The organism is Paenibacillus sp. FSL H3-0321, from assembly GCF_038002865.1.
GTDB lineage: Bacteria > Bacillota > Bacilli > Paenibacillales > Paenibacillaceae > Paenibacillus_AQ.
In genome coordinates this window covers 926,679-947,750 of sequence record NZ_JBBODH010000001.1, presented here as the reverse complement: position 1 = coordinate 947,750, position 21,072 = coordinate 926,679, and the positions used below count along the sequence as shown (strand labels likewise).

13 protein-coding genes are annotated in these 21,072 nt (G+C 49.2%); 9 read left to right on the top strand and 4 right to left on the bottom strand.

Annotated features, from left to right (window positions below; all coding sequences use genetic code 11):
• Positions 1–267 precede the first annotated feature (267 nt).
• On the bottom strand, positions 268–2,604 hold the full coding sequence (locus tag MHI45_RS03975) for a beta-galactosidase (protein WP_076110038.1): 2,337 nt from the start codon (positions 2,602–2,604) through the stop codon (positions 268–270).
• A 122-nt stretch (positions 2,605–2,726) separates the two neighbouring features.
• On the opposite strand from MHI45_RS03975, the gene MHI45_RS03970 reads away from it, so the two are divergent.
• Positions 2,727–3,557 (top strand): helix-turn-helix domain-containing protein, encoded by an 831-nt coding sequence (locus MHI45_RS03970; protein WP_341118907.1) that lies wholly within the window; start codon positions 2,727–2,729, stop codon positions 3,555–3,557.
• Between the two features lie 63 nt (positions 3,558–3,620).
• Here MHI45_RS03970 and MHI45_RS03965 read toward each other — a convergent pair whose 3' ends face one another.
• A complete protein-coding gene (locus tag MHI45_RS03965) occupies positions 3,621–4,517 on the bottom strand; it encodes an AraC family transcriptional regulator (RefSeq protein WP_076110036.1) in 897 nt (298 codons plus the stop codon).
• Positions 4,518–4,644: 127 nt separating this feature from the next.
• Here MHI45_RS03965 and MHI45_RS03960 point away from each other — a divergent pair, with 127 nt between their 5' ends.
• The 4 genes from MHI45_RS03960 to MHI45_RS03945 all read left to right on the top strand — a co-directional run bounded on the left by MHI45_RS03960 (position 4,645) and on the right by MHI45_RS03945 (position 12,221).
• Positions 4,645–8,025, top strand: a complete 3,381-nt coding sequence (locus MHI45_RS03960) for a tetratricopeptide repeat protein (protein WP_076110035.1) — start codon at positions 4,645–4,647, stop codon at positions 8,023–8,025.
• A 33-nt stretch (positions 8,026–8,058) separates the two neighbouring features.
• On the top strand, positions 8,059–10,011 hold the full coding sequence (locus tag MHI45_RS03955; RefSeq protein WP_341118906.1) for a glycoside hydrolase family 2 protein: 1,953 nt from the start codon (positions 8,059–8,061) through the stop codon (positions 10,009–10,011).
• A gap of 168 nt (positions 10,012–10,179) precedes the next feature.
• Entirely contained in the window at positions 10,180–11,466 is a 1,287-nt protein-coding gene (locus MHI45_RS03950) for a cellulase-like family protein (protein WP_076109418.1), read from the top strand.
• A gap of 149 nt (positions 11,467–11,615) precedes the next feature.
• On the top strand, positions 11,616–12,221 hold the full coding sequence (locus MHI45_RS03945; RefSeq protein ID WP_076109419.1) for a sensor histidine kinase: 606 nt from the start codon (positions 11,616–11,618) through the stop codon (positions 12,219–12,221).
• A gap of 92 nt (positions 12,222–12,313) precedes the next feature.
• Here MHI45_RS03945 and MHI45_RS03940 read toward each other — a convergent pair whose 3' ends face one another.
• A complete protein-coding gene (locus MHI45_RS03940) occupies positions 12,314–13,117 on the bottom strand; it encodes a hypothetical protein (protein ID WP_076109420.1) in 804 nt (267 codons plus the stop codon).
• 524 nt (positions 13,118–13,641) lie between these two features.
• Between MHI45_RS03940 and MHI45_RS03935 the strand changes: the two genes are divergently transcribed.
• Positions 13,642–13,893, top strand: coding sequence for a YolD-like family protein (locus tag MHI45_RS03935; RefSeq protein WP_038593259.1), 252 nt, complete (start codon positions 13,642–13,644; stop codon positions 13,891–13,893).
• Between the two features lie 228 nt (positions 13,894–14,121).
• On the opposite strand, the gene MHI45_RS03930 is transcribed toward MHI45_RS03935, so the two are convergent.
• Complete coding sequence (locus tag MHI45_RS03930) at positions 14,122–14,334, bottom strand: hypothetical protein (protein WP_076109421.1); 213 nt, start codon at positions 14,332–14,334, stop codon at positions 14,122–14,124.
• 195 nt (positions 14,335–14,529) lie between these two features.
• Between MHI45_RS03930 and MHI45_RS03925 the strand changes: the two genes are divergently transcribed.
• The 3 genes from MHI45_RS03925 (at position 14,530) to MHI45_RS03915 (ending at position 21,038) form a co-directional block, all read left to right on the top strand.
• Positions 14,530–16,800, top strand: coding sequence for a hypothetical protein (locus MHI45_RS03925; RefSeq protein ID WP_341118905.1), 2,271 nt, complete (start codon positions 14,530–14,532; stop codon positions 16,798–16,800).
• A 143-nt stretch (positions 16,801–16,943) separates the two neighbouring features.
• Positions 16,944–19,949: a glycosyl hydrolase gene (locus MHI45_RS03920; RefSeq protein WP_341118904.1), complete on the top strand. Its 3,006-nt coding sequence runs from the start codon at positions 16,944–16,946 to the stop codon at positions 19,947–19,949.
• Positions 19,950–20,174: 225 nt separating this feature from the next.
• Positions 20,175–21,038 carry an ABC transporter permease gene (locus MHI45_RS03915; RefSeq protein WP_144024255.1) on the top strand — a complete coding sequence of 288 codons (864 nt, stop codon included), beginning with the start codon at positions 20,175–20,177 and terminating at the stop codon, positions 21,036–21,038.
• Positions 21,039–21,072 lie beyond the last annotated feature (34 nt).

Here is a 21,072-nt window from a genome sequence, read left to right as displayed (position 1 = left end):
ATATAGTATCTGTGCTTGAGCCAGTCGCTCCTACGGAAGCACCATAGTTTTCTCTTCCATCCGTAAAGTTATCCAATGATAGTGAAATGCTAGACTTATCTGCTCCACGATTCATTAATACGGCTGAAGAATGCAGTTGTAATAGGGAGGCGTTCGGCGACGATTAATCTTAATGGCAAAATGTCAGAAATATAAAGAGGGTATTCTCAAGCTGAGAACACTAGCTTGGAATACCCTGTTCTTGCAGTCCGGCACAAACTTAAATCATTATACTTGCGGGAACATAGCTGTTTTATAATGAGGAATTGCCTGAATACTATGGAACTCCGCAATTTCAACACCATTAAATACTTCAATAAATGCCTGATTCACATAGCTGTGCGTAGTACCTTTGCGAAGCGGGAAAATGGTCAGATGCAGTTCTTGTTTCTCCAGCTCATCTTTGAATTCCTTAAGTCCAATATTCCACGGATGACCATAATGAATATGATCGGTAAGCAAGCGACCTGACAGGAATGCGTTCGCCACGTCTCCATCATAACTAATTTGGAGCGACACATTGTCTACCTGCTCAGGCCACTCTGAATCAATATTTAGCAGTGCTGCCCGTTCAGATGTAAAAGTCACATCCATCTGAGGTGTGTAACCCTCAACTCTGATAAAGTAAGTGAGGAACACACCGTCCTGTTCTGCTGAGTCAATTGAACCAATACTGAGTGACATCTGAAAATACGGAGCCGGATAGATAGAGGCAGTAAATTCTGCTACATCCGGGGAAATGCATATCAATTGGCCCGAGTGAGTAAATAAATGCATCCCCTCGTTTCCGTTGCCTGCAATGACTATCCTTTCTTGTCCCCAGAGGGAGAAGCGATAGGTGCCGAGGGCTTCCTTGCGGTTTAAGGTGAGGAGGGTAAAGGTTCTTCCATCCTTCATGGTGATATTTACTTGATTGCTTTTACCGACCGCAGGGGCAATGATCCATCGATCTCCGTTAAGCTCCGCAGATCCCTCGCCTGAATCGATGCTCAGAATCTCCTCAGCGTGAAGAATGATCTCTGCTTTCATTCCTTCATGCGCAAACAAAACAATGGTGGTATGAACTCCATCCTTCAGGCTGGTAAGCAATTGGGTTGTAGCGCTGACCAGCCGCAGCCCGTCCAGGTTGAGATTGAAGGGAAGGGTTACCCCCAGGCCATTTCCCAGATTGAAGGTGCCGCTGTGAGGGAAATTAACGGGTCCCTGTTTGGTAAGCAACTCAATACGCAGATCCCTATTAGGCATTTCTACATGATCCTGAAAGTTATTCAGAAACACAAAACCAGAGCCGTTTTTTTGCCGCAAACACCAGCGGAGAGAAGAGGTATCTGTCGGATGAAGTTCATTTTGACCTTCTGGAATAACCGTACCCATAGGAGCAAGGAGTTCTCCAAAGGCTTCAAGAAAGAGAGAGAGCGTGCGGATACGATGATATGAATTACCCACTCGTCCGAATTCGCCAAGCGGCGACTGATAGTCATAAGTGATCTTGGGCAGGGAAGTTTCATTCATATAGGAATGTTTGCCGACGGGATTAGAGCCGCCATGATACATATAATAGCCCAGCATATTGCTGCCACTGGCCAACTTCACTAGAGTCATCGCTTCAATGCTTGCCTCAGGTACATAAGGACGCGCAGTGTAGCTTACTTGCATCCCCCCCGCCATCTCACAATAAGCAACCGGGTAATCCGTCGTTTCGAAATCCATAGATTCCACTGGGGTAAGGTGAAGATCCTGATAGATGAATTCTCTGCTTGGCGGCTGATTGGGAATCCATGGAGTGTAGGCGTAACCTGCAAGCATGGGAAGCGCACCCTCCTCAGGAACTGCTGCACCGCCCCAGGCGGTAACGGTGAATAGAAACGGAGAAATTCCGCTTTCCAGTGCAATCCGTTTGAGTTCGCTCAGATGCTCTCTGCCACCAGTTCCCGATGACAAGTAAACGCCGCCCTTATAACCCCAGGAGTCAAAAGGTGCTCCGCAGTGCATGAACTCATTATCGAGTTGAACGGCAATGACAGGACCGCCCTCTTGAAAATAAAGGCCTTTAATTTGTCTGGCAATTTGCCGGTAGAGACGGGTAGCTAATGCGAGATATGCAGGATCGTTGGAACGGATTTGGATAGGAGAATGAAATACCCAGTCAGGGATCCCTCCATTACGCACCTCACCATGGCAGAAGGGACCAATTCTTAGAATCAGCGGGAAATCAATTTTGGAGCAAAGATCTACAAAATGTCTAAGGTTGCGGTTCTCAGACCAATTGAACTTGCCCTCTTCCTCTTCATGGAAATTCCAGAATACATAGGTGGCAACGATATGTACGCCGCCCGCTTTCATCTTCAGCAATTCTTCTTCCCATTGTAGATAGGAGAACCGGGAAAAATGGAATTCACCGACGACTGGGATATAAGGAAGTCCGTTCTGCGTCATGTAATAATTCGTGAAGCCGAAGGATTTCCCAGCCGGATTACTGCCTCCTTGGTTCGACAATTTTCCGGGAGTAATCTGCTTGTCTGGGGTATCAAGCGTATAGGATACGGTTTGGCGGATAGTGTTCATACCTGTTTCTTCCTCCTTGATGTCATGGGTGGTTTTCGGTATATTCTCTTGTGTGAACAAGAGGACTATAATTCGTTATGTCTTTATTTAACCGTATTATTTGATGAGGAGGAAGTGCGGATATGGCTAAAAAACCGACGGATTATGCTATAGAAGAATTTCGCCCTTATGGGATTCTCGTGTCCGGACATTACACGGAACAAAGTCCATATTATATTCACAGGCCATCGGGGAGCATCGATTGGCTGCTGATGTATACCCACTCCGGCAGCGGGGAAATTGTAATCAACCAGAAGACTATGAAGTGTCACGAAGGTGAAGTTGTCATTCTGCTTCCGGGAATTCCTCATCACTATGGAGTCAGCAGTGAAGAGTGGTCTTTCACTTGGGTGCATTTCATCCCCAATCCGGAATGGAGCAGTTGGCTTCGCTTGCCGGGACAAGCCGGCCGGTTTGTTCATCTGCCTGCTCATTCTTCCCCTAAGGATCAAGCTTTCCCGGAAGCCATGGGACGGATGCTGCATTATGGTGAACACAGCGGAAGGGAGCTCAGCCGAAGACTTGCGCTGAATGCTCTGGAGCAGGCATTGTTGCTCTTGTGCGCCGACTGTTCGGAAGAGCAGCATCAGATGGATCCCCGTATCATAGAGGTTATGGAGTATTTTCGGCAATCCTTCCGTGAGAAGCCCACACTGGAAGACCTGGCGAGAATTAGTTGCCTGTCCCGCTCACGCTTGTCCCATCTGTTCAAAGAGCAGGTTGGTGATACGATTGGAAATACACTCAGTAAGCTTCGTTTGGAGAAGGCAGCAGAGCTCTTACTGTATACCAAACAGCAAGTCAGTGAAATTTCAGAGGATGTAGGCTATGAGAGCAGCGACCACCTTACACGCATGTTTCGTTCGCATTTCGGAATAACTCCTGTGAAATACAGACAACAAAATCGGAATTAGTACATATTTCTTGCAGAACCACGGCGCTCACTTTTGGACGTAGACAATTAGGTTATGTGAATTTTAGCCTTTCGGGATTTTCCGGTAACCGGAGGGGGAGCAACCCGAAATCTTCTTGAAGAGCCGGGAGAAATAGTAGGGATCACTAATGCCCACTGCAGAGCTGATCTCCTTAATGCTCATCTCGGTAAGATCAAGCAGATGACCTGCTCGCTGAATTTTGAGCCGCAAGAAATATTCGATTGGGGAGACTCCAGTTTCGGAATTAAATAAATAGATCAGATGCTGTTTGGATACCCCGACATGATTAGCCAGTTCGATAAGAGAAATGGAGCTGCCCATATGTCCATTCATGTATTGAATCGCCTGCTCCAAATAAGATTCGCGTTTCTTCCCCTGTGTCGATTTCCCTGCATTTAAGCCGATTCCAGAGAGCAGCTGTCTTGTGGTCTGGGCCACATGTACATGGGTAGTCAAGGCATATGTCCGCTCGGCCAGCATTTCAAAGGCAGGTACGAACCATTCAATTAAACGGGCTTTGCCGCTTGGTGATAAAGAGGTTGGAGCGTTAGACAATCCAAACAGCTTCACCAATCTATTCGCGTGGTTGCCTTTGAAATGAAACCAGTATATGCTCCAGGGTCTCTCCTGCATTGCCCCATAACGGTGTGCGATTTCGGGAGGAATAATCATCATGTCTCCCTGCTGCAGGTTCATTCGTTCTCCATGGTTCAGCTCAATCCAGCCCTCTCCTGCTTCGCAAAAGATGAATATATGCGACGAACTGCCTTCCAGGCGTTCCCTGAAATGATACTTAGCATTAGGGAAATAGCCAATGTCTGTAATAAACAAAGAAGAAGTCAGTTCCTCCTGTTCCAGTTCCTTCATCCAGTATTCCGGGAGCACGTATAACTTCTCCTCGACAAACCCTTCAGGCTTGCGAATATGGTCAGGACTCATTCCTGTCACCTCTTAAATGAAAACTATGAATAAGAATATAATCCATCACTTTCCGCATTTCGTCAATTGGAACCTTCCCTGTCAGAAGATAAAGTATAACTATCAAGACTAGGGAGGCAGTTTAAAGATGAAGAATGAAGCTATAGACCATACTCGGCAGGCGGCTTCAACTGGATCTGACCAAGTAAAAGTATGGGAAACAAGTATGTTGATTCCAACATATGATGCAGGTGAAGCAGACCCTAATCCTATGTTTCTTGAGAAAAGAGTCTACCAAGGAAGCTCCGGCCGTGTGTATCCGCATCCGGTGATCGAGAGCATCTCGGATGTGAAGCATGATAAGAACTACAAGTTGGTTATTCTGGAGAATGAATATATCCGTATTGAGATCATGCCAGAAATCGGGGGCAGAATCTATCGCGCGCTCGACAAGACGAACAATTACGATTTCGTCTATTATAACCGCGTAATTAAACCTGCGCTGGTTGGTCTTGCCGGCCCTTGGATCTCCGGAGGGATTGAATTTAACTGGCCGCAGCATCACCGTCCGAATACGTTTGGTCCGGTCGAATACAAATTCGAAGCAACCGACAATGGCAGCGCTACAGTATGGGTGAGCGAGATTGACCGGATGTACGGCACGAAAGTAACTGCCGCATTCAAGCTCTATCCGGGCAAGGCTTACTTGGAAATCAACGCTCAATTGTACAACCGGACACCTGAGTCGCAGACTTTCCTGTGGTGGGCAAATCCGGCGGTAGCGGTTAATGACCATACGCAATCCGTGTTTCCTCCGGACGTAACTGCTGTATTTGACCATGGTAAGCGCGATGTTTCCCGTTTTCCTATCGCTACCGGAACCTATTACAAACAGGATTATTCGGAAGGCGTAGATATTTCCCGCTACAAGAACCTCCCGGTTCCAACCTCATATATGGCCTATAAATCCGATTATAATTTCGTCGGCGGATATGATCACGGCGTAGAAGCCGGTTTGCTGCATATGGCGAATCATCATATCTCTCCCGGCAAGAAACAATGGACCTGGGGGAACGGAGAGTTTGGCCAGGCGTGGGATCGTCAATTGACAGATGAAGATGGCCCTTACATTGAACTCATGACTGGAGTGTACACAGACAATCAGCCTGACTTTACCTGGCTGCAGCCCTATGAGGAGAAGACATTCACCCAGTATTTCATGCCTTACAAAAACATTGGTGTCGTCAAAAATGCATCAATTGAAGCAGCCATCAATCTGGAGGTTGATGCTGAAGCAGGGCAGGCCGTGATCAAGGTGTATGCGACATATGTACTTGAACATGCAGTCGTGGAGTTAAGCGGAGCAGCAGGCAGGTATCTGCAGGACACAGTTGATTTGTCCCCGGTGGAGGTATACCAGACTGTTGTAACGCTAAATAGCAGGGAGCAGGAGTCTGATTTGAAGCTGTCTGTCCGGAATGCAGAAGGCAGACTGCTGATCTCCTATCAACCGAAACGGCCGGATATTGAGAGGGTTCCGGAAGCTGCTAAACCACTAGCAACGCCTGAAGAGCTGCGTTCGACGGAGGAACTATATCTGGCTGGCCTGCATCTGGAGCAATACCGGCATGCTACATTTGAGCCCGAAGCCTACTATCTGGAAGGGTTGAAGCGGGACAACGGCGATATCCGGCTTAATGTAGCTTATGGAACCTTGCTGCTTCGCCGTGGATTATATACCGATAGCGAGAAGTATTTCCGCAAAGCGATCGAGCGTCTGACCTGGCGTAATCCTAACCCGTATGACAGCGAGGCATATTATCAGTTGGGAGTGGCGCTCCGTGGGCAGAAGCGGTTCGATGAAGCATTTACTGCTTTTCACAAAGCGGTATGGTCGGCAGCCTGGCAGGATGCAGGATACTTCTCTCTTGCTCAAATTTCCAGCCTTAAAGGCCAGTATGCCGAGGCACTGGAGCAGGTTGAGCGCTCGCTCATCCGCAACTCACGTAATTACAAAGCGCGGAATCTTAAAACAGCTATGCTGCGTAAGCTTGGTCAAGTTGATAATGCCAAGAGATATGCGCTTGAAACGCTCGAATTGGATGTCGCTGATTTCGGAGCTTTTAATGAGCTGGCGCTGGCCCATATAAGCTTGGGAGATAGTCTCGCTGCGCAAGGCATTCTGTCTGAACTGCAGCTTCTGATGAGAAATGATGCTCACAACTATCTTAATGTCATCGCGGATTATATGAACTGCGGTCTTTACGAAGAAGCCATTGCCGTAGGGGAAAGATTGAGTCAGGAAGATTCTTTCTATCCGATGCTGCACTATGCCCTAGGTACATTATATGAGCATACAGGACAACATGAACAAGCTCAGGCCGCCCGTCGCAAAGGACAATTGGCTAATCCGGCGTATTGCTTCCCGAACACCCTGTTTGAAATTGAGCTGCTGACAAGCGCAGTTCATGCAAATCCGGAGGACGAAATGGCCCATTACTATCTCGGGAATCTCTATTATGACAAGAAACGGCCGGTTGAGGCCATTGCAAGCTGGGAGCAGTCACGCAGGCTGCGTGACGATTATCCGACGGTACACCGCAACTTGGGTCTGGCCTATTACAATAAGCAGAACAATCCGCAAGCGGCGTTAGCCTCGCTGGAGCAGGCGTTTGCCTGTGCACCGGAGGATGTGCGTATCCTGTTTGAACTGGATCAATTGCGCAAGAAGCTGGCATGGTCCACGGAGGAGCGCCTTCATATCCTTGAAGAACGGCGAGGGCTGGTTGAGAAGCGGGACGATCTGTATGTGGAATATGTAACCCTGCTGAACAATCTTGGACGTTATCAAGACGCTATTGCTGCCCTGTCTCAGCGTAATTTCCATCCGTGGGAAGGTGGAGAGGGGAAAGTGACCGGACAATATAAGTTTGCCCATACCGAGTTAGGTAAGCAAGCGCTGCAAGAGGGGCACTATGAAGCAGCAACTCAGTATTTACACCAAGCGCTGGTCTATCCGCTAAATCTGGGTGAAGGTAAGCTGGAAGGAGCCCAGGAGAATAATATCTATTATTATCTGGGCATGGCCTACGAAGGTCTTCAGCAGGAAGAAGAAGCCGTCGCCAGCTACACGATAGCTACACGGGGACTGGCTGAGCCGACAAATGCGATGTTCTATAATGACCAGCCGCCGGAGCTGATTTTCTATCAAGGGCTGGCCTGGTTGAAGCTCCATAATGAGAAGGAAGCCAAGCGCCGATTCAATAAACTGATTGATTATGCCGAGAAGCATATTTTTGACGATATCAAAATCGATTACTTTGCCGTATCCTTGCCGGACTTCCTAGTATTCGAGGATGACCTGAACCGGCGCAATGTCATCCATTGCCGGTACATGAGAGGCCTGGGACTTCTGGGGCTAGGCCGCGACGAAGAAGCAGGAACCGAACTTGAATTAGCTCTGGAAATGGAACCTAATCATCAAGGGGCGATGGTTCATAGACGATTAAGCAGCAGTACGGCGAATTAGGGAGATTTCGAACAAGGAGGAGGACTGAATATTTTGCTTACTAACGGGCGTCAAGTGGTGAGTATGGACGAAGGCTGGAGATTTCAACCGGACGCTGCAAATTTGGGGGAACAAGGTGAGTGGCAAGCCATAGGCTTGCCTGCTCCCTTGAACGTTACCGTTCCGCACACATGGAATGTGCAGGAAGGTCTGGAGGATTACCGGGGAACCGGGTGGTATGAGTATACCCTTAGTATTCCGGAGGAATGGCAGAGCTGCCGGATCCGTATACACTTTGAAGCTATATATCGCGATGCAGTGATCTGGGTTAATGGACATCAATCCGGTTCGCACTTCAATTCGGGTTATACCGCATTTGAAATAGACCTGACAGCAAATATTCAGTGTGGCGTGGAGAACCGGATTACGGTAAAAGTGAATAATTCGAATAGTGATCAGGCGCTTCCTCTAGGGAATAGCTTTGATTGGGCGGATGACGGCGGGATAATCCGGCCCGTAAAGCTCATAGTAACCGGGCAAACAGCAATTAAACACATAAAAGTCAGCCCGGAAGTCCAATTCGGACAAGGTGATAATAAGGCTACTGGAAAGGTAAATGCAGAAGTATATCTGTGTGAACCATCCGCTGCTGCGACTGTGGAGATCGGGATATTTAAAGATGGAGAGAGAATCTGGTATGAGGTACGGCCTTTACCTCCCCAAACGATGACCTGGCAGCTTACTGATGTTCAGTTATCTCCGGTGGATCTATGGCACTTTGATCATCCGCATTTGTATCGGCTTGAGCTCACGCTTCGGGAGAAAGAGCAGATTAAAGACCGGGTGGCTGTGAATTTTGGTTTCCGTGAGATCCTGGTTAAGGGGCGTGAGCTTTGGTTAAACCGTGAGCCTGTCCGCCTGATGGGAGTAGAATGGATGCCAGGTTCTAATCCGGTGACAGGATTGGCCGAGAAGCAGGAAGACCTTATTGCAATGCTTGAGAGGCTAAAGGAAGCCAACTGTGTGATCACACGTTTCCACTGGCAGCAAGGCAGCGAGCTGTTGGATTGGTGTGACCGTAACGGGATTCTGGTGCAGGAAGAGATCCCGCATTGGCAGCAGCCTGATGAGCCGGATCAGAACACTTTTACATTAGCGTTATCACAAGCGAAGGAGATGATTGCGGATCATTCGCACCACCCTTGTATATTTGCCTGGGGTATGGGAAATGAACTGAATGGCCAATCGGAGATCACACTTCGGTACATGGAGCAGCTGAAGCAGGAGATTCTGCAACTGGACTCAAGCCGGCTCGTCAACTATGTAAGCAACACGATTCACTTCCAGCCGGGCACTGATGCTACCGGAGCAGGGGACTTATTAATGTGGAATGATTATATCGGAACATGGCATGGTGATTTGGACGAGCATGAGGTGATTAAGAAGATTATTTCCGATTATCCGGATAAGCCCATTGTTGTGGCAGAGTACGGACTCTGCGAGCCAATTTATGAGGGAGGAGATCCTAGACGAACCGAGATACTTTTGGGGAAAACAGAAATTTACCGTCAATATCCTCAGTTCGCAGCGTTAATCTTCTTCAGCTTAAATGATTACCGTACGCAAATGGGAGAAGACGGTGAAGGGAAATTGAAACAGCGGGTACATGGTTCGCTGGATATCTATAACCGGGTGAAGCCTTCATTTGCAGCCTTGCGTGAGATTTCTTCACCGCTCTTGCTGGCGGGAGCACCTGTGTGGCACGAAGGTGAGCTTGAGGTAACACTGAAATGCCGGAATGATATTCCCAGCTATGCCGTACAAGACTACTACTTAACTGTGTCTTCGGCAGATGAAAGGGTAGTCCAGCAAGTAATTCCTGAGATGCAACCGGGAGATATTCTGACAATGAACATCACTGTATCAGTACATCCTCTGCCGGAACAAGTGCTTGTCATCTATCGTCCGAATGGATTCAGTGTACTTGAACAGGAATTGAACAAATAAATCTAGCAAACTACCCGGTGATCGCGAAGATCCGCCGGGTAGTTTGCTAGGGCAACAATACTCTTATAATGTGACAACGCTCCCGAGTGCAATATCCTGCTGCTCATTTGTCACAGTATTCTTTCTTTGCTTGTTCTCCCGGTAATCAAACGCTAAGGAGTGATAAAAATGAATTCAGTACATAACAATTTGCCGCGCAAACTGACCATCACGATGTGGGATTTCTCCTGGTATACGATGACTTTGCCTGGAGAGCCTTACAGTGATCTTGCAGCAAGATTTAAGGAAGCGGTGGATCGAGGATACAATACAATTCGGATCTGTGCGATGCCTTTCTTATTGTTCACTGCGGAAGGCAAGCGGCCGGGGCCGCTACATTTTGGCAGCCTGGGGGAAGTGGGGCAGCGGACTCGATGGTACAACTGCCGCGGCGGAGCTGAGCTGGACGGACATGCCCATTTGCTGGAGTTGTTCAGACAGGCCAAAGCGCATGGGTGTTATATTATGCTGTCTTCATGGGAATATCAGCAAAGCCCCAGCTTCCTGGCCTATCCCGCTCTGCGCGACGAACTGGCCTCCATTGCTCCTAAGGAACGTTTTATGTCAATTGCCAGGTCTATGGATCAGCTCATCCGGTATATTAAGCATGAAGGGTTAGCCAGTCAAATCGTTTATGCCGAGCTTCATAATGAGGTGGAATTCGGCCAGCTTACCGCAGTGGGCGTTGAACAGGGTATCGGGGAAACAGATACGCCTAAGCAGGTTGAAGCCATGCAGCCTTATATAGAGGAAGCGATTGATTATCTCCGGAAGCAGCATCCCGATATACTGATGACGGCCAGCTACACGCTAAACGAAGCTTATCCGAAGGCTTATGTTGCCCGCAATATGCAGGTTGCTCACTATCATCTCTATATAAAGGGCGTATTGAATGAACTCATGGATGCGGCAGGGTTAAATGATGAGCGAATGTCATTTCCTAACACCTTTGTCCAGTCTTTATTAAGAGAGGATGCGCCTCCATTTGAGGAGTGGACGCTGCCGGAAGGGCAGGAATGGAGAATGGAGGGCAACCCGGTCGGGATGAAGCTCATATACTTGCATGACTGGGCTGATCCTGATCAATGGGACCTATATTTATATGATCGTTACGGTGCCCACAAGCTGGCTATGCTGCAGAAGATCGATTTCCGCTTTGAGGAAATTCATGACTGGGTACGTCATTCAGGAATTCCAGTCGTTATCGGTGAGGGTTATGTCGGCTACACGCCGCTGCATACTGGTTTCGAGGAAGGTCCTGTCGGGAAATTCATTGCCGAGTATGCACTGCGAAAAGGGAAGTCACTTGGCTTCTGGGGAATGACGTTATGCTCCAACTGTGCTCCGCATCATCCGTTCTGGGACGATATCGCATGGCAGCAGAAATGGAACCGGTTTATTCTTGAAGCGGAATAATAAGTAGAAGAGAAAGGTTTACTATTCAAACTGACTGTGTAATGTTAGGAATTCTAAGTCTATCGTAACTTTGACTGGTACCCTCCCCACGCAGGAATCACTAGAATTAAATTGTAAGGAGAATTAAGAATATAAAGGGAGGTTTCAAAGTGAAAAGGTTAAAGAAAAACACAGTTTTCTCTCTTGTAATCGCTTTAATGTTCGTGCTCTCTCTTTCCGGATGTGGTGGCAACAACAACAATACGAATAACTCGGCTAGTGAAATGTCAGAACCAGAGGCAACCAATTCAGCGGCATCGGCAGACGAGCTTCAACATATTGAAGCCTATACAAGCATACAGAATATACGTTTTGGAGGCGGGATCAGACTTGAGCTTGAAGTAACCCGCGAATGGTATACCTGCGAAATGCCAAAGATTATTCTGCAGCCCCTTGTGGAAAATGCAATTCTACACGGCATTATGGAAAAGGAGCCTGAAGCAGGGATTATACGGGTGAGAGCCTGGGCCGAGCAGGAAGATCTTATTATTCAGCTGTTAGACGATGGTATTGGTATGGATTCTGAAGAACTGGGTGCCATCTTCAAAGGGGACAACAGAAAACGAAAAGGTGGAGGGTACGGCGTCCGCAACATTGATGAGAGGTTAAAGTTTGCCTATGGTACAACATACGGATTGAAATTCGAGAGTATTTCCAAACAGGGTACTTGTGTGTATGTGCGTATTCCTCTAAAGAGTGATAGGCTTAAAGCTTAAATTCGGCGCCAATTTTGTGATAGGACGATTGGAAATTTAGAGACTACACAAAATAACCCGTCAGACATTAACCTGACGGGTCAACTTACCTATTAAGGGATATAATTGAAGTCCATAGTTGTATATAAATATGTTTGATTATAAGTATCATAAACTATTTGATCAACTAGTGGTTGGGTATACTGAGCATCGTCGCTATTCTTCTTATGAATCCAGGAAAACTTACTCAAATCTAATGTTCCGCCAGCTTTTTTAATTGGAACAGCAATTGAAAATTCTGCGCCGTAAAAATATGCTCTTTTGGTACTGTTAGTGTTTGTTAATTTATGATAAAAGGTTGAGGCATATTCGGCTTTGGGAACTAGGTTTAATTCATACCCAACGGTATTTAGTCCAGCATAATATGGATTTTCTGCCAGCCATCCGAGTGGCGCATCACCAGCTATTGAGTTTTTGTCGAGGGAAATACTGTAATTAGTTCCATCCACGGTTAATGTTAGTTTTACGATATATTCCCCTCTATTATCTACTTCCCCTCCAAATTTGAGATCTACCGTTTTTCCGGTGATATTAGGTAGAGATTTTGGCCACCATCCACTATGTCCGAATATAACTAACTCCCATTCATCACCATCGTAGATCACTCCTCCATCAAAGGTAACTCCGTTTTTTGAATTAATTGTAATGAAATATTCAGCAAGTATTTTGTCTTTTATTGGGTTGAGATTTGAAGCACTCGGTATTTTTAGTTTTGCCTGGCCACCAACGACAGTTTCTTGAAAATCTTTTTGCGTAATTGCTGATCGGAATCCATCTCCAGTATCTTCTGCAGACGCTACTGATGCAGTTGATGCAAAACATACGATTAAAAGTAAAACCAATAAAATCCTTTTCATTGTATACCTCCCAAAATATAGAAAATATATAACAACACTAAACATACAACTATAAGGTAAATTTGGCAATAAATTTAATTATATGGATTGGACAAAAGGGAAGAACCTTACAATAAATGAGCATCGGCCAAATAGTTGAAATTCTGTAACAAGATCAATCTGGCAAAATCACACAGCAGAGTAAAATCGAGCAGCAATGGAGGGATCGTACAAATCCAGTGCGGATACCCAGGCGTTGAATCTGTTTAATCAGGGCCTGAACTACTCTCTACAGCAGAAGGAGTAAATCACGATTACCTTGTTCAGACCTGCAGGAAATGTTAAGCTACGTAGAGTAGTTGTTAGAATAGCTCCTTATGCGAAACAGCTGAAGTTCAGTTGGAGGAACATAATCACTACGCTCTTTTCACCGCTTAAGTGTAATTGCTATAATTAACTCGATAACATCCATGAGCGAGTAAAAATGACATTCACTTTATATGGAATAACACATGGAAACAGTCTTATTTTAACGGAGGAATAGTGTGGCAAAAGCGAAGGTGGCCAAACGGCCGACAAGAGATGAATTTGTGCTGGAGGAAATCGGCAATCAACTGACGGAAGCGATGCAAGAGGCCTCTGAAGTGCTATTGACGGTTTGGGGCAAGGAAGATCAGGTCCGGGGGCAGATTGTCGGCATGGACTCGCGTACGGGCAAGGTGCATCTCAGCTGTAAGGAAGAGCTGGTCAAGGTGCCTTTTATGGATATAATGGCAATGGATTATCCAAGAGATTAAAGCATGCGAAGATAGATTTCCAGAACTGGCACTCCGGCTACAGCCGGAAGAGCAGGAAAGCCGTGCTTAAGCCGTCTTGGCAACAGAGAAAAGAGCATTCGGGGAGAGTCCCGGTGCTCTTTTTTTTCGGATATATAGGATCTGCCTACAAAAAAGAGCATCCCAAAGGATGCTCGATAATCTAGTTCGGAGGATGCCTGCTACTGCACTAGCTTTAGCATAATCCGGTTACAGCACACTGCGCAAAAGCCGAATGGCGATGGCATTTAAACGCAATGCTTCTCTGATGGCTACTCTCGCTGCCAAAAGTTCCCGTCTGGCCCGGCTGGGATTAGGCACTCTGCGTAGATTCTCATTAATTTCTTCCAGCTGTTCACGCAGAATGGCTCTTTGCGCACGCAGTGCAGCAATGGCCCTGCGAATTCTTGCACGTTCCGTCATAGTTAACACCTCTTTCCGGTTGGATAGTATAAGAGATGCAATGACTATCATTTCTGTTTGTGTGAATGGGTAGTTTTATAACTTTTTGATGAAAGTATCTTCCTTGCCCAGCGGCACAAATCGTTGTTCGCAGGGATGCCCGTAACTGAAGCCCGGGTGTAAGCTTGAAGAGATGTAGAGGAGGTATTAAGCATTATGAATAAAAATATTGCGCATGTCTGGACTCCGGCTTCACTGGGTGGAGGCGGATATATCACGGGGCTTATTCAGCACCCGGCCATAAGCGGGATTGTATATGCCCGCTGCGATGTGGCGGGTGTTTTCCGCAGCTCTGATGGCGGGGAGACATGGGAAACGCTGAATGGCGGGCTGACGAAGGCGTATCACCATCAGGTGCAGAGCTTTGCGATCAGTCCGCATCACCCGGAGGTGCTGTTTCGCTGCTCCGGGGAGGTCAGGAGCCGGAAGTTCTACGGATCGGTCCATAAATCTGCTGATGGCGGGCACAGCTGGCGGGAAGTCTGCACGGGTATGGGATTCTATGGAAATGGTCCCACCAGGATGTACGGTGAGGTGATCGCAGCAGACCCTCATCACCCGGACATAATCGCTGCCGGAGGGTATACCGGCGGCTTCTGGATCAGCCGGGATGAAGGCGAGACCTGGAGACGCACGGGGCTTCCAGAGGAACGGTTTGGCTGCGTTGCGTTTCACCCGTCTGTTCCCGGTGTCTTGTATGCCGGAACAATAAGCGATGACGATTTGAACATGGATTATGTTGAAGTTGGCGAAGGCGGCGTATTGGGTCTGCTTCAGGATCAGCCCCGGGGCAGGTCAGGCAAGCTGTATGTCAGCTCTGATCTGGGAGAATCCTGGGAGCTGCTGCAGGAAGGGGCCAGCTTTGCCGAGCTGTCATTCGACAGTCTTGATGACCAGCATCTGCTGGCGGCTACGATCTGGGGCGGAATCCGGAGCAGCACCGATGGCGGCAGGACTTGGGCTTCCACGGAAGAAGGTCTGCTGCCTGGCAGACAGAGATACGGGACCGTTGTGCAGGACTGCCATCACACGGAAAGGTGGTACACGGCCCCGGATCTGCGGCCGCATATGAAGGAGTGTCCACCGATTCCACTGTATGTTTCCTGTGACGGGGGTGGACATTGGCAACTGCTCCATCCTCATTCCGATGAAGACCTGAGCGGCTTTCCGGCGTATATGGACCATTTCAGCGGAGGATCCCGGGCGGCGGCAACAGGCTGGGCGATCTCCAAAATCATCGTTGACCGCTTCAGCAAGGACCGCCTCTATCTATGCAACTGGTATGGAGTTGCAATCAGCGAGGATGGGGGGAAGAGCTGGCGGGCGAATCATTTCCGGGGGCTGGAAACGACCTGCATGGAAGCGGTGATCGCTGACACGGTGCAGCCGGGGAAGTTCTGCGTCACGATGGCAGACCATCCGCCCAAGATCACGGAGGATGGCGGGCAGACCTTCCGCAATTTACCGGGACTGGATGGCTACTCAGGCAGTACTGCTGCCGTCATGTCCGGAACAGACTCCAAGCATTATCTGTACGGGCTTGTCAGGCATGGGCGAACGGCCTGCATTGCACGGAGCCGTGACGGAGGTGACAGCGCGGCAGCCGTACTTTCCCTTGGTCCGGGGCTGTTCGTCCAGGCATTGCGGGAAGATAGGGGCAACCCAGGAACTTTTTATGCTTATGTGGACGGTGAGATGGCCGCCGGAGCTGGAATCTACCGCTCCAGAGATGGGGGAGAATCCTGGGAACAGACGTCATTCCGTCCTCCGTCGCATCTAGCAACTTTGCCGCATCAGAAGAAGTGGATTGAAGCCGAGCTGCTGTCAGTGGTTGTCTATCAGGTCAAAAATGCCTGTGGAGCCAATCAACTGCTGGACACAGATTACAATCAGGCAGGACATCTTATGCTCGGGGAATGGACGGAGGGAATCTGGAGGTCGGAGGATAGCGGGGACACTTGGCAATCCATCGGTACAGGACTTCCTTTTCAGTACAGCAGCCCGTCCTCTGTATTAAATGCAGTGGCGTTTTCGCCCACTCATGCAGGCACCCTGTATGCGGGATTTATTTCGGAAGGGTTATGGCGCAGCGAAGATAACGGGCAAAGCTGGAGCAAGCTGTTCCCGGCCGGGGAGGGAGAACGGTTCAATGTTTCGGCGATTGCTGTGGGGAAGGGAAACTCCGGCAAAGACCTGCTGATTCTGGCCTGTGAGCCGATGGTTCGTACCGGAACGGAGGCCCGGGTCGTCTGCAGCCGGGATGGAGGTTTGTCCTGGGAGGAGTGGGAAAATCTATCTTTTGGTGCCCCACGCTGGAAGGGGATTGCTGTCGATTGCGCAGGTGGACAGGTGCTCGCCGTCTCCTGCGGCAACGGAGCTTTTCGTATATCGGCAGTTACGGACAGGGATAAACAGCAGCAGGGGTGACCTTTTCAAATTAGTCGTTGCTAAAACAAACTTTTCGTTGCAAATGCTTCTTGTTCAGTTAAATGGTAACGCTTACATTGAAGGGGCCGGACGATGCCAACATCGAATATAAACCGGCTTTTTCAAATGGAGGCCTGAACAAAGTGGTTGCACAAACGGGCAAAAAATGGTTCCATGGTTGGCTGGCCGTCGCTCTGTTTATTGCATCGATCGCTGTGTTTCCTGCTCCATCGCGTGCGGCAGGAGAGAATCTGCTCGGTAATCCGGGTTTTGAGTCAGGTGATGTCGGGTGGGAGAAGTGGGGTAGCCCTGTAGTGACTGCCAGTGAAAAGCATGGAGGGGATAAAAGTCTTCAGGTGAAACGGAATACTGGGGGAGCCTCGGCGTCTGTGGCGGTGCAGCAAGGCAAAACCTATCGTGTCGGTTTATGGGTCAAATTCGCCGGAACAGGAGTGACCCATGCTGTAATTGATATGGATTCATTCGGCACGCAGCAGGGCAAACAAAGTCTTCAGTTCTCGGGTTCGACGAGTTGGGAATACCGTCAGCTGCTGTATACCCCCGCTCCCGGGGATCAGCATGTCCGTCTATCGTTTTGGAACAGCACCAGCAAGGATTACTATATTGACGATGCAGTCATTCGTGAAAATGTGGATATCGAACGGCCGACAACGCCTGGTGTCTGGCAGGCCGAGCATGAGCCGGAAGCGTTGAAGCTGACTTGGGCGGGATCAACGGATGATATGGGCGTAGCATCCTACCAGCTGTCGTACAAAAAAACAGACGCGCCGGACTGGAGCACAGTGACCGTACCCCATCAGGAGACAGTCACAATGCACACTTATACGCTAAGTCAGCTGGATCCATTTTCAGTTTACGCCATTATGCTGCGCTCCAAGGATGCGGCAGGCAACATTTCAGATGCGGTGATGGGACTCGAAGCAACTCCGGGGACAAACCTTGTCTCTAATAGCGGTTTCGAGAGCGGAAGTACAGAACCTTGGGAAACCACGGGGACCGTGCAGACGGTAACTTATGACACGTACTCGGGAGGGTATGCGCTGAAGCTCCTGAACCAATCAGGAATTAAGACCGCTGAGATGGCTGCCGAAGGCGATGCCTCTTATCTGGTTTCGTACTGGAGCAGATCTTCAGCTGAGGCGGCAGTCCCGCCGGCTACAGTAAGTCTTGCAGTCTATCAGGACAATGACACAATTACGCACCCGCTGCCAGCGGAGGCGTCTTTAGGCTGGAAACGGCTGGAGCAGCAGGTACTCACCGGCGCAGAAGCCCAGTCCATGCGGTTTGCAGTGAGTAACACTACTGGTGCGGAGCTGTTCCTTGATCAGGTTGTTATCGGCAAACTTCCGCAGCTTCCGCTGGAGCTTGCACCCGGGGCACCCGCGGGATTCTCAGTGACCGGTAAGGATGGTGTATCCGCCAATCTGGAATGGGAAGCTTCTTCAGGTCCTTTTGGCGTAAAGTCTTACAAGATTTCGTATAAAAAAGCAGCTGATACCGAGTGGCAAAATGTAACGGTGCCGTATGTTCCCGGTCAAGCACTGTATGCATACAAATTGGAGGGCTTGTCGCCGGAAGGTTTGTATGACGTCGAGGTGAAGGCGGTCAGCGAAGGTACTGCGGTGTCAGCTGCTAGTGCGCTCCAGGTGACCACAGAAAAGATGTATCCGGTGAATCCGAATGCTTCGGAAGAGGCAGTGGAGCTGCTGGACCGGCTGTACGCCACGGTGGGCAATGCCGTTTATACGGGGCAGCATAATTACTACGAACAACCCAGCCTGTGGTATGACACGGCAGCAGAGCTGACCGGATATTACCCGGCATTGTGGGGTTCGGATTTCGCCTATTACACCGGCGGGGACTTCAGCGCATTGCGCCAGGCGATGATCGACGAGGCCATTGTGAAAAGCGAATCGGGAGCCATGGTGACGCTGACCTATCATGAGCCTAGGCCGATGGATGCGCCAACGGCTGGCTGGGAAAGTGTCACGGGCGATGTTACGGTTGCCCAGATGACGGATATCGTAACTCCCGGTACAGCCTTGTATGATCAGTGGGCGGCACAAATGGACGAAGTAGCCTGTTATCTGCAGCAGCTAAGGGATGAAGGGGTCCCGGTGCTGTGGCGGCCTTATCACGAGATGAACGCTGAATTCTTCTGGTGGGGGGCGCGTCCCGAGCTGTTCCGGCAGCTGTGGCACAATATGTACGACCGTTTCACCAATCTGCATGGGCTGGACAATTTAATCTGGGTGTGGAGCCCGAATGCGGAAAGCTCCTGGGCCTATGATTCCGCCCCTTATTATCCCGGACATGATGAGGTGGATGTGCTGGCGATGGATATTTACAACAACGATTACCGTGATACGTATTACAACAAGCTGGTGCAGCTGAGCGGCGGCAGACCCATTGCAATCGGGGAGAACGGGGAGCTGCCGGATATGGAGATGCTGCAGGAGAAACAGCCGCGATACGTATATTTCATGACCTGGTCCGGATATTTGACCGATAAAAATTCTCTCAGCGGCATTCAATCACTTTACAGCCATCCCCGCGCATTAAACAACGGTGAAACCGGAAACGGTCCGTTTGTTCCTCCGCCGGTGGACAGCTATGTGATTGATGATTTCGAGGATTACGGCGGTTCGAACAGCAGTCTGCGTGCGAAATGGCAGCGCAACGTCTCAGGCAACGCAGCGACGGTAACACTCGACACCTACCATACGAACAGCGGAACCTACGGCCTGAAGCTGGATTATACGATTGGGAATCCCGGTTACGCGGGGGTCTACCGCAGCATGGGCAAGGAATGGCCGGGGATGGAAGCAATATCCTTCTGGCTGCAGCCGGATGGCTCGAACCGTCAGCTGGCTGTCCAGTTCCATGAGACGAACGGTGAAGTGTGGGAAACCAGCTTCAAGATCCAGGGTACTGCACCGGTGCTGGTCACTCTTCCATTTACCGGTTTTGCCAAACCGGGGTGGGCTACCAGCGGCAACGGTGTGATTGACCTGGGCTCTATCAAGGAATTTGCTTTCTATGTGGCCCAGGGCAGCGGAACCCAAGGCAGTGGTACGTTGTATATTGACAACGTGAAGGCCATCAAGCTGCCGGAGGAAGAGGAATAGATGATTGGTCCGCATACAAGCTGCTGATTGTCATCATTGCCAGACCACATTTTTCGTTGACCACGGTACTGGTACGTCCTTCCTGTGCGACATAAGATTAAGGTGTAAAGCAAAGACACAGGAAGGATGACAAATGTGGAAATCGAACCAAGGGCCTTACCTTACAAGAAAGGGAATTCTGTTTCTTCCTGGTCCAGATGGATCAGGCAGTGGGATCTTCAGCTGATGGTTGTACCGGCAATGATCTTTATCTTCGTGTTCAGCTATCTGCCGATGTATGGGGTGTTGATGGCCTTTCAGGATTATCAGCTGTTCGGCGGTTTTTTTCAAAGTCCTTGGGTCGGGCTGAAGCACTTTGAAGCATTCTTCAATTCGCCCGACTTCTGGACGGTGATGCGCAACACGATTGTCATCAGTCTGCTGAAGCTGTGCTTCGGATTCCCGGCACCCATCCTGCTGGCGCTGATGCTGAATGAGGTGCGGAGGATGGCGTTCAAGCGGATCATTCAGACTGTCAGCTATTTGCCGCATTTTCTCTCCTGGGTCATAGTCGGCGGGTTCGTAGGGTCGATGCTTTCGACGGATAATGGAAGCGTAAACATGCTGCTGATGAGCCTGGATCTTACCTCAGAGCCGATCAGCTTTCTGTCAGTGCCGGAATACTTCTGGGGCATACTCGTTGGAACGGGGGTGTGGAAAGAAATCGGTTTTGCGGCGATTGTCTATCTGGCAGCCATTGCCGGTATTGACCCGCATTTGTATGAAGCCGCTTCCATTGACGGGGCGGGCCGCTTCCAGCAAATTAGGCTGATCACGTTGCCCTGCATCCGGCCGGTTATTATCATCTTTATGATTCTGGCAGTGGGCAACATTCTGAATGCCGGTTTTGAGGACATTCTGATTCTGGCTACCAATCCGATCCTGCGGGATGTATCGGATGTTATCGACACTTATGTCTACCGCATGGGGATTCTGAACAGCCGTTTCTCTTATGCGGCGGCAGCAGGCTTGTTCAAAGCGGTTGTCAGCGTCAGCTTGCTGGCTATCGCCAACAAAGCGGCCAGAAAAATGGGCTCAAGCCTATGGTAAGCAAAGGGACGGCGAATGGGCTTTTGGAAACTTG

Coding starts and splice junctions, on each gene's coding strand:
- MHI45_RS03975 (WP_076110038.1), bottom strand. CDS start 2,604: ATGAACACTATCCGCCAAACCGTATCCTATACGCTTGATACCCCAGAC.
- MHI45_RS03970 (WP_341118907.1), top strand. CDS start 2,727: ATGGCTAAAAAACCGACGGATTATGCTATAGAAGAATTTCGCCCTTAT.
- MHI45_RS03965 (WP_076110036.1), bottom strand. CDS start 4,517: ATGAGTCCTGACCATATTCGCAAGCCTGAAGGGTTTGTCGAGGAGAAG.
- MHI45_RS03960 (WP_076110035.1), top strand. CDS start 4,645: ATGAAGAATGAAGCTATAGACCATACTCGGCAGGCGGCTTCAACTGGA.
- MHI45_RS03950 (WP_076109418.1), top strand. CDS start 10,180: ATGAATTCAGTACATAACAATTTGCCGCGCAAACTGACCATCACGATG.
- MHI45_RS03940 (WP_076109420.1), bottom strand. CDS start 13,117: ATGAAAAGGATTTTATTGGTTTTACTTTTAATCGTATGTTTTGCATCA.
- MHI45_RS03930 (WP_076109421.1), bottom strand. CDS start 14,334: ATGACGGAACGTGCAAGAATTCGCAGGGCCATTGCTGCACTGCGTGCG.
- MHI45_RS03925 (WP_341118905.1), top strand. CDS start 14,530: ATGAATAAAAATATTGCGCATGTCTGGACTCCGGCTTCACTGGGTGGA.
- MHI45_RS03915 (WP_144024255.1), top strand. CDS start 20,175: ATGGTTGTACCGGCAATGATCTTTATCTTCGTGTTCAGCTATCTGCCG.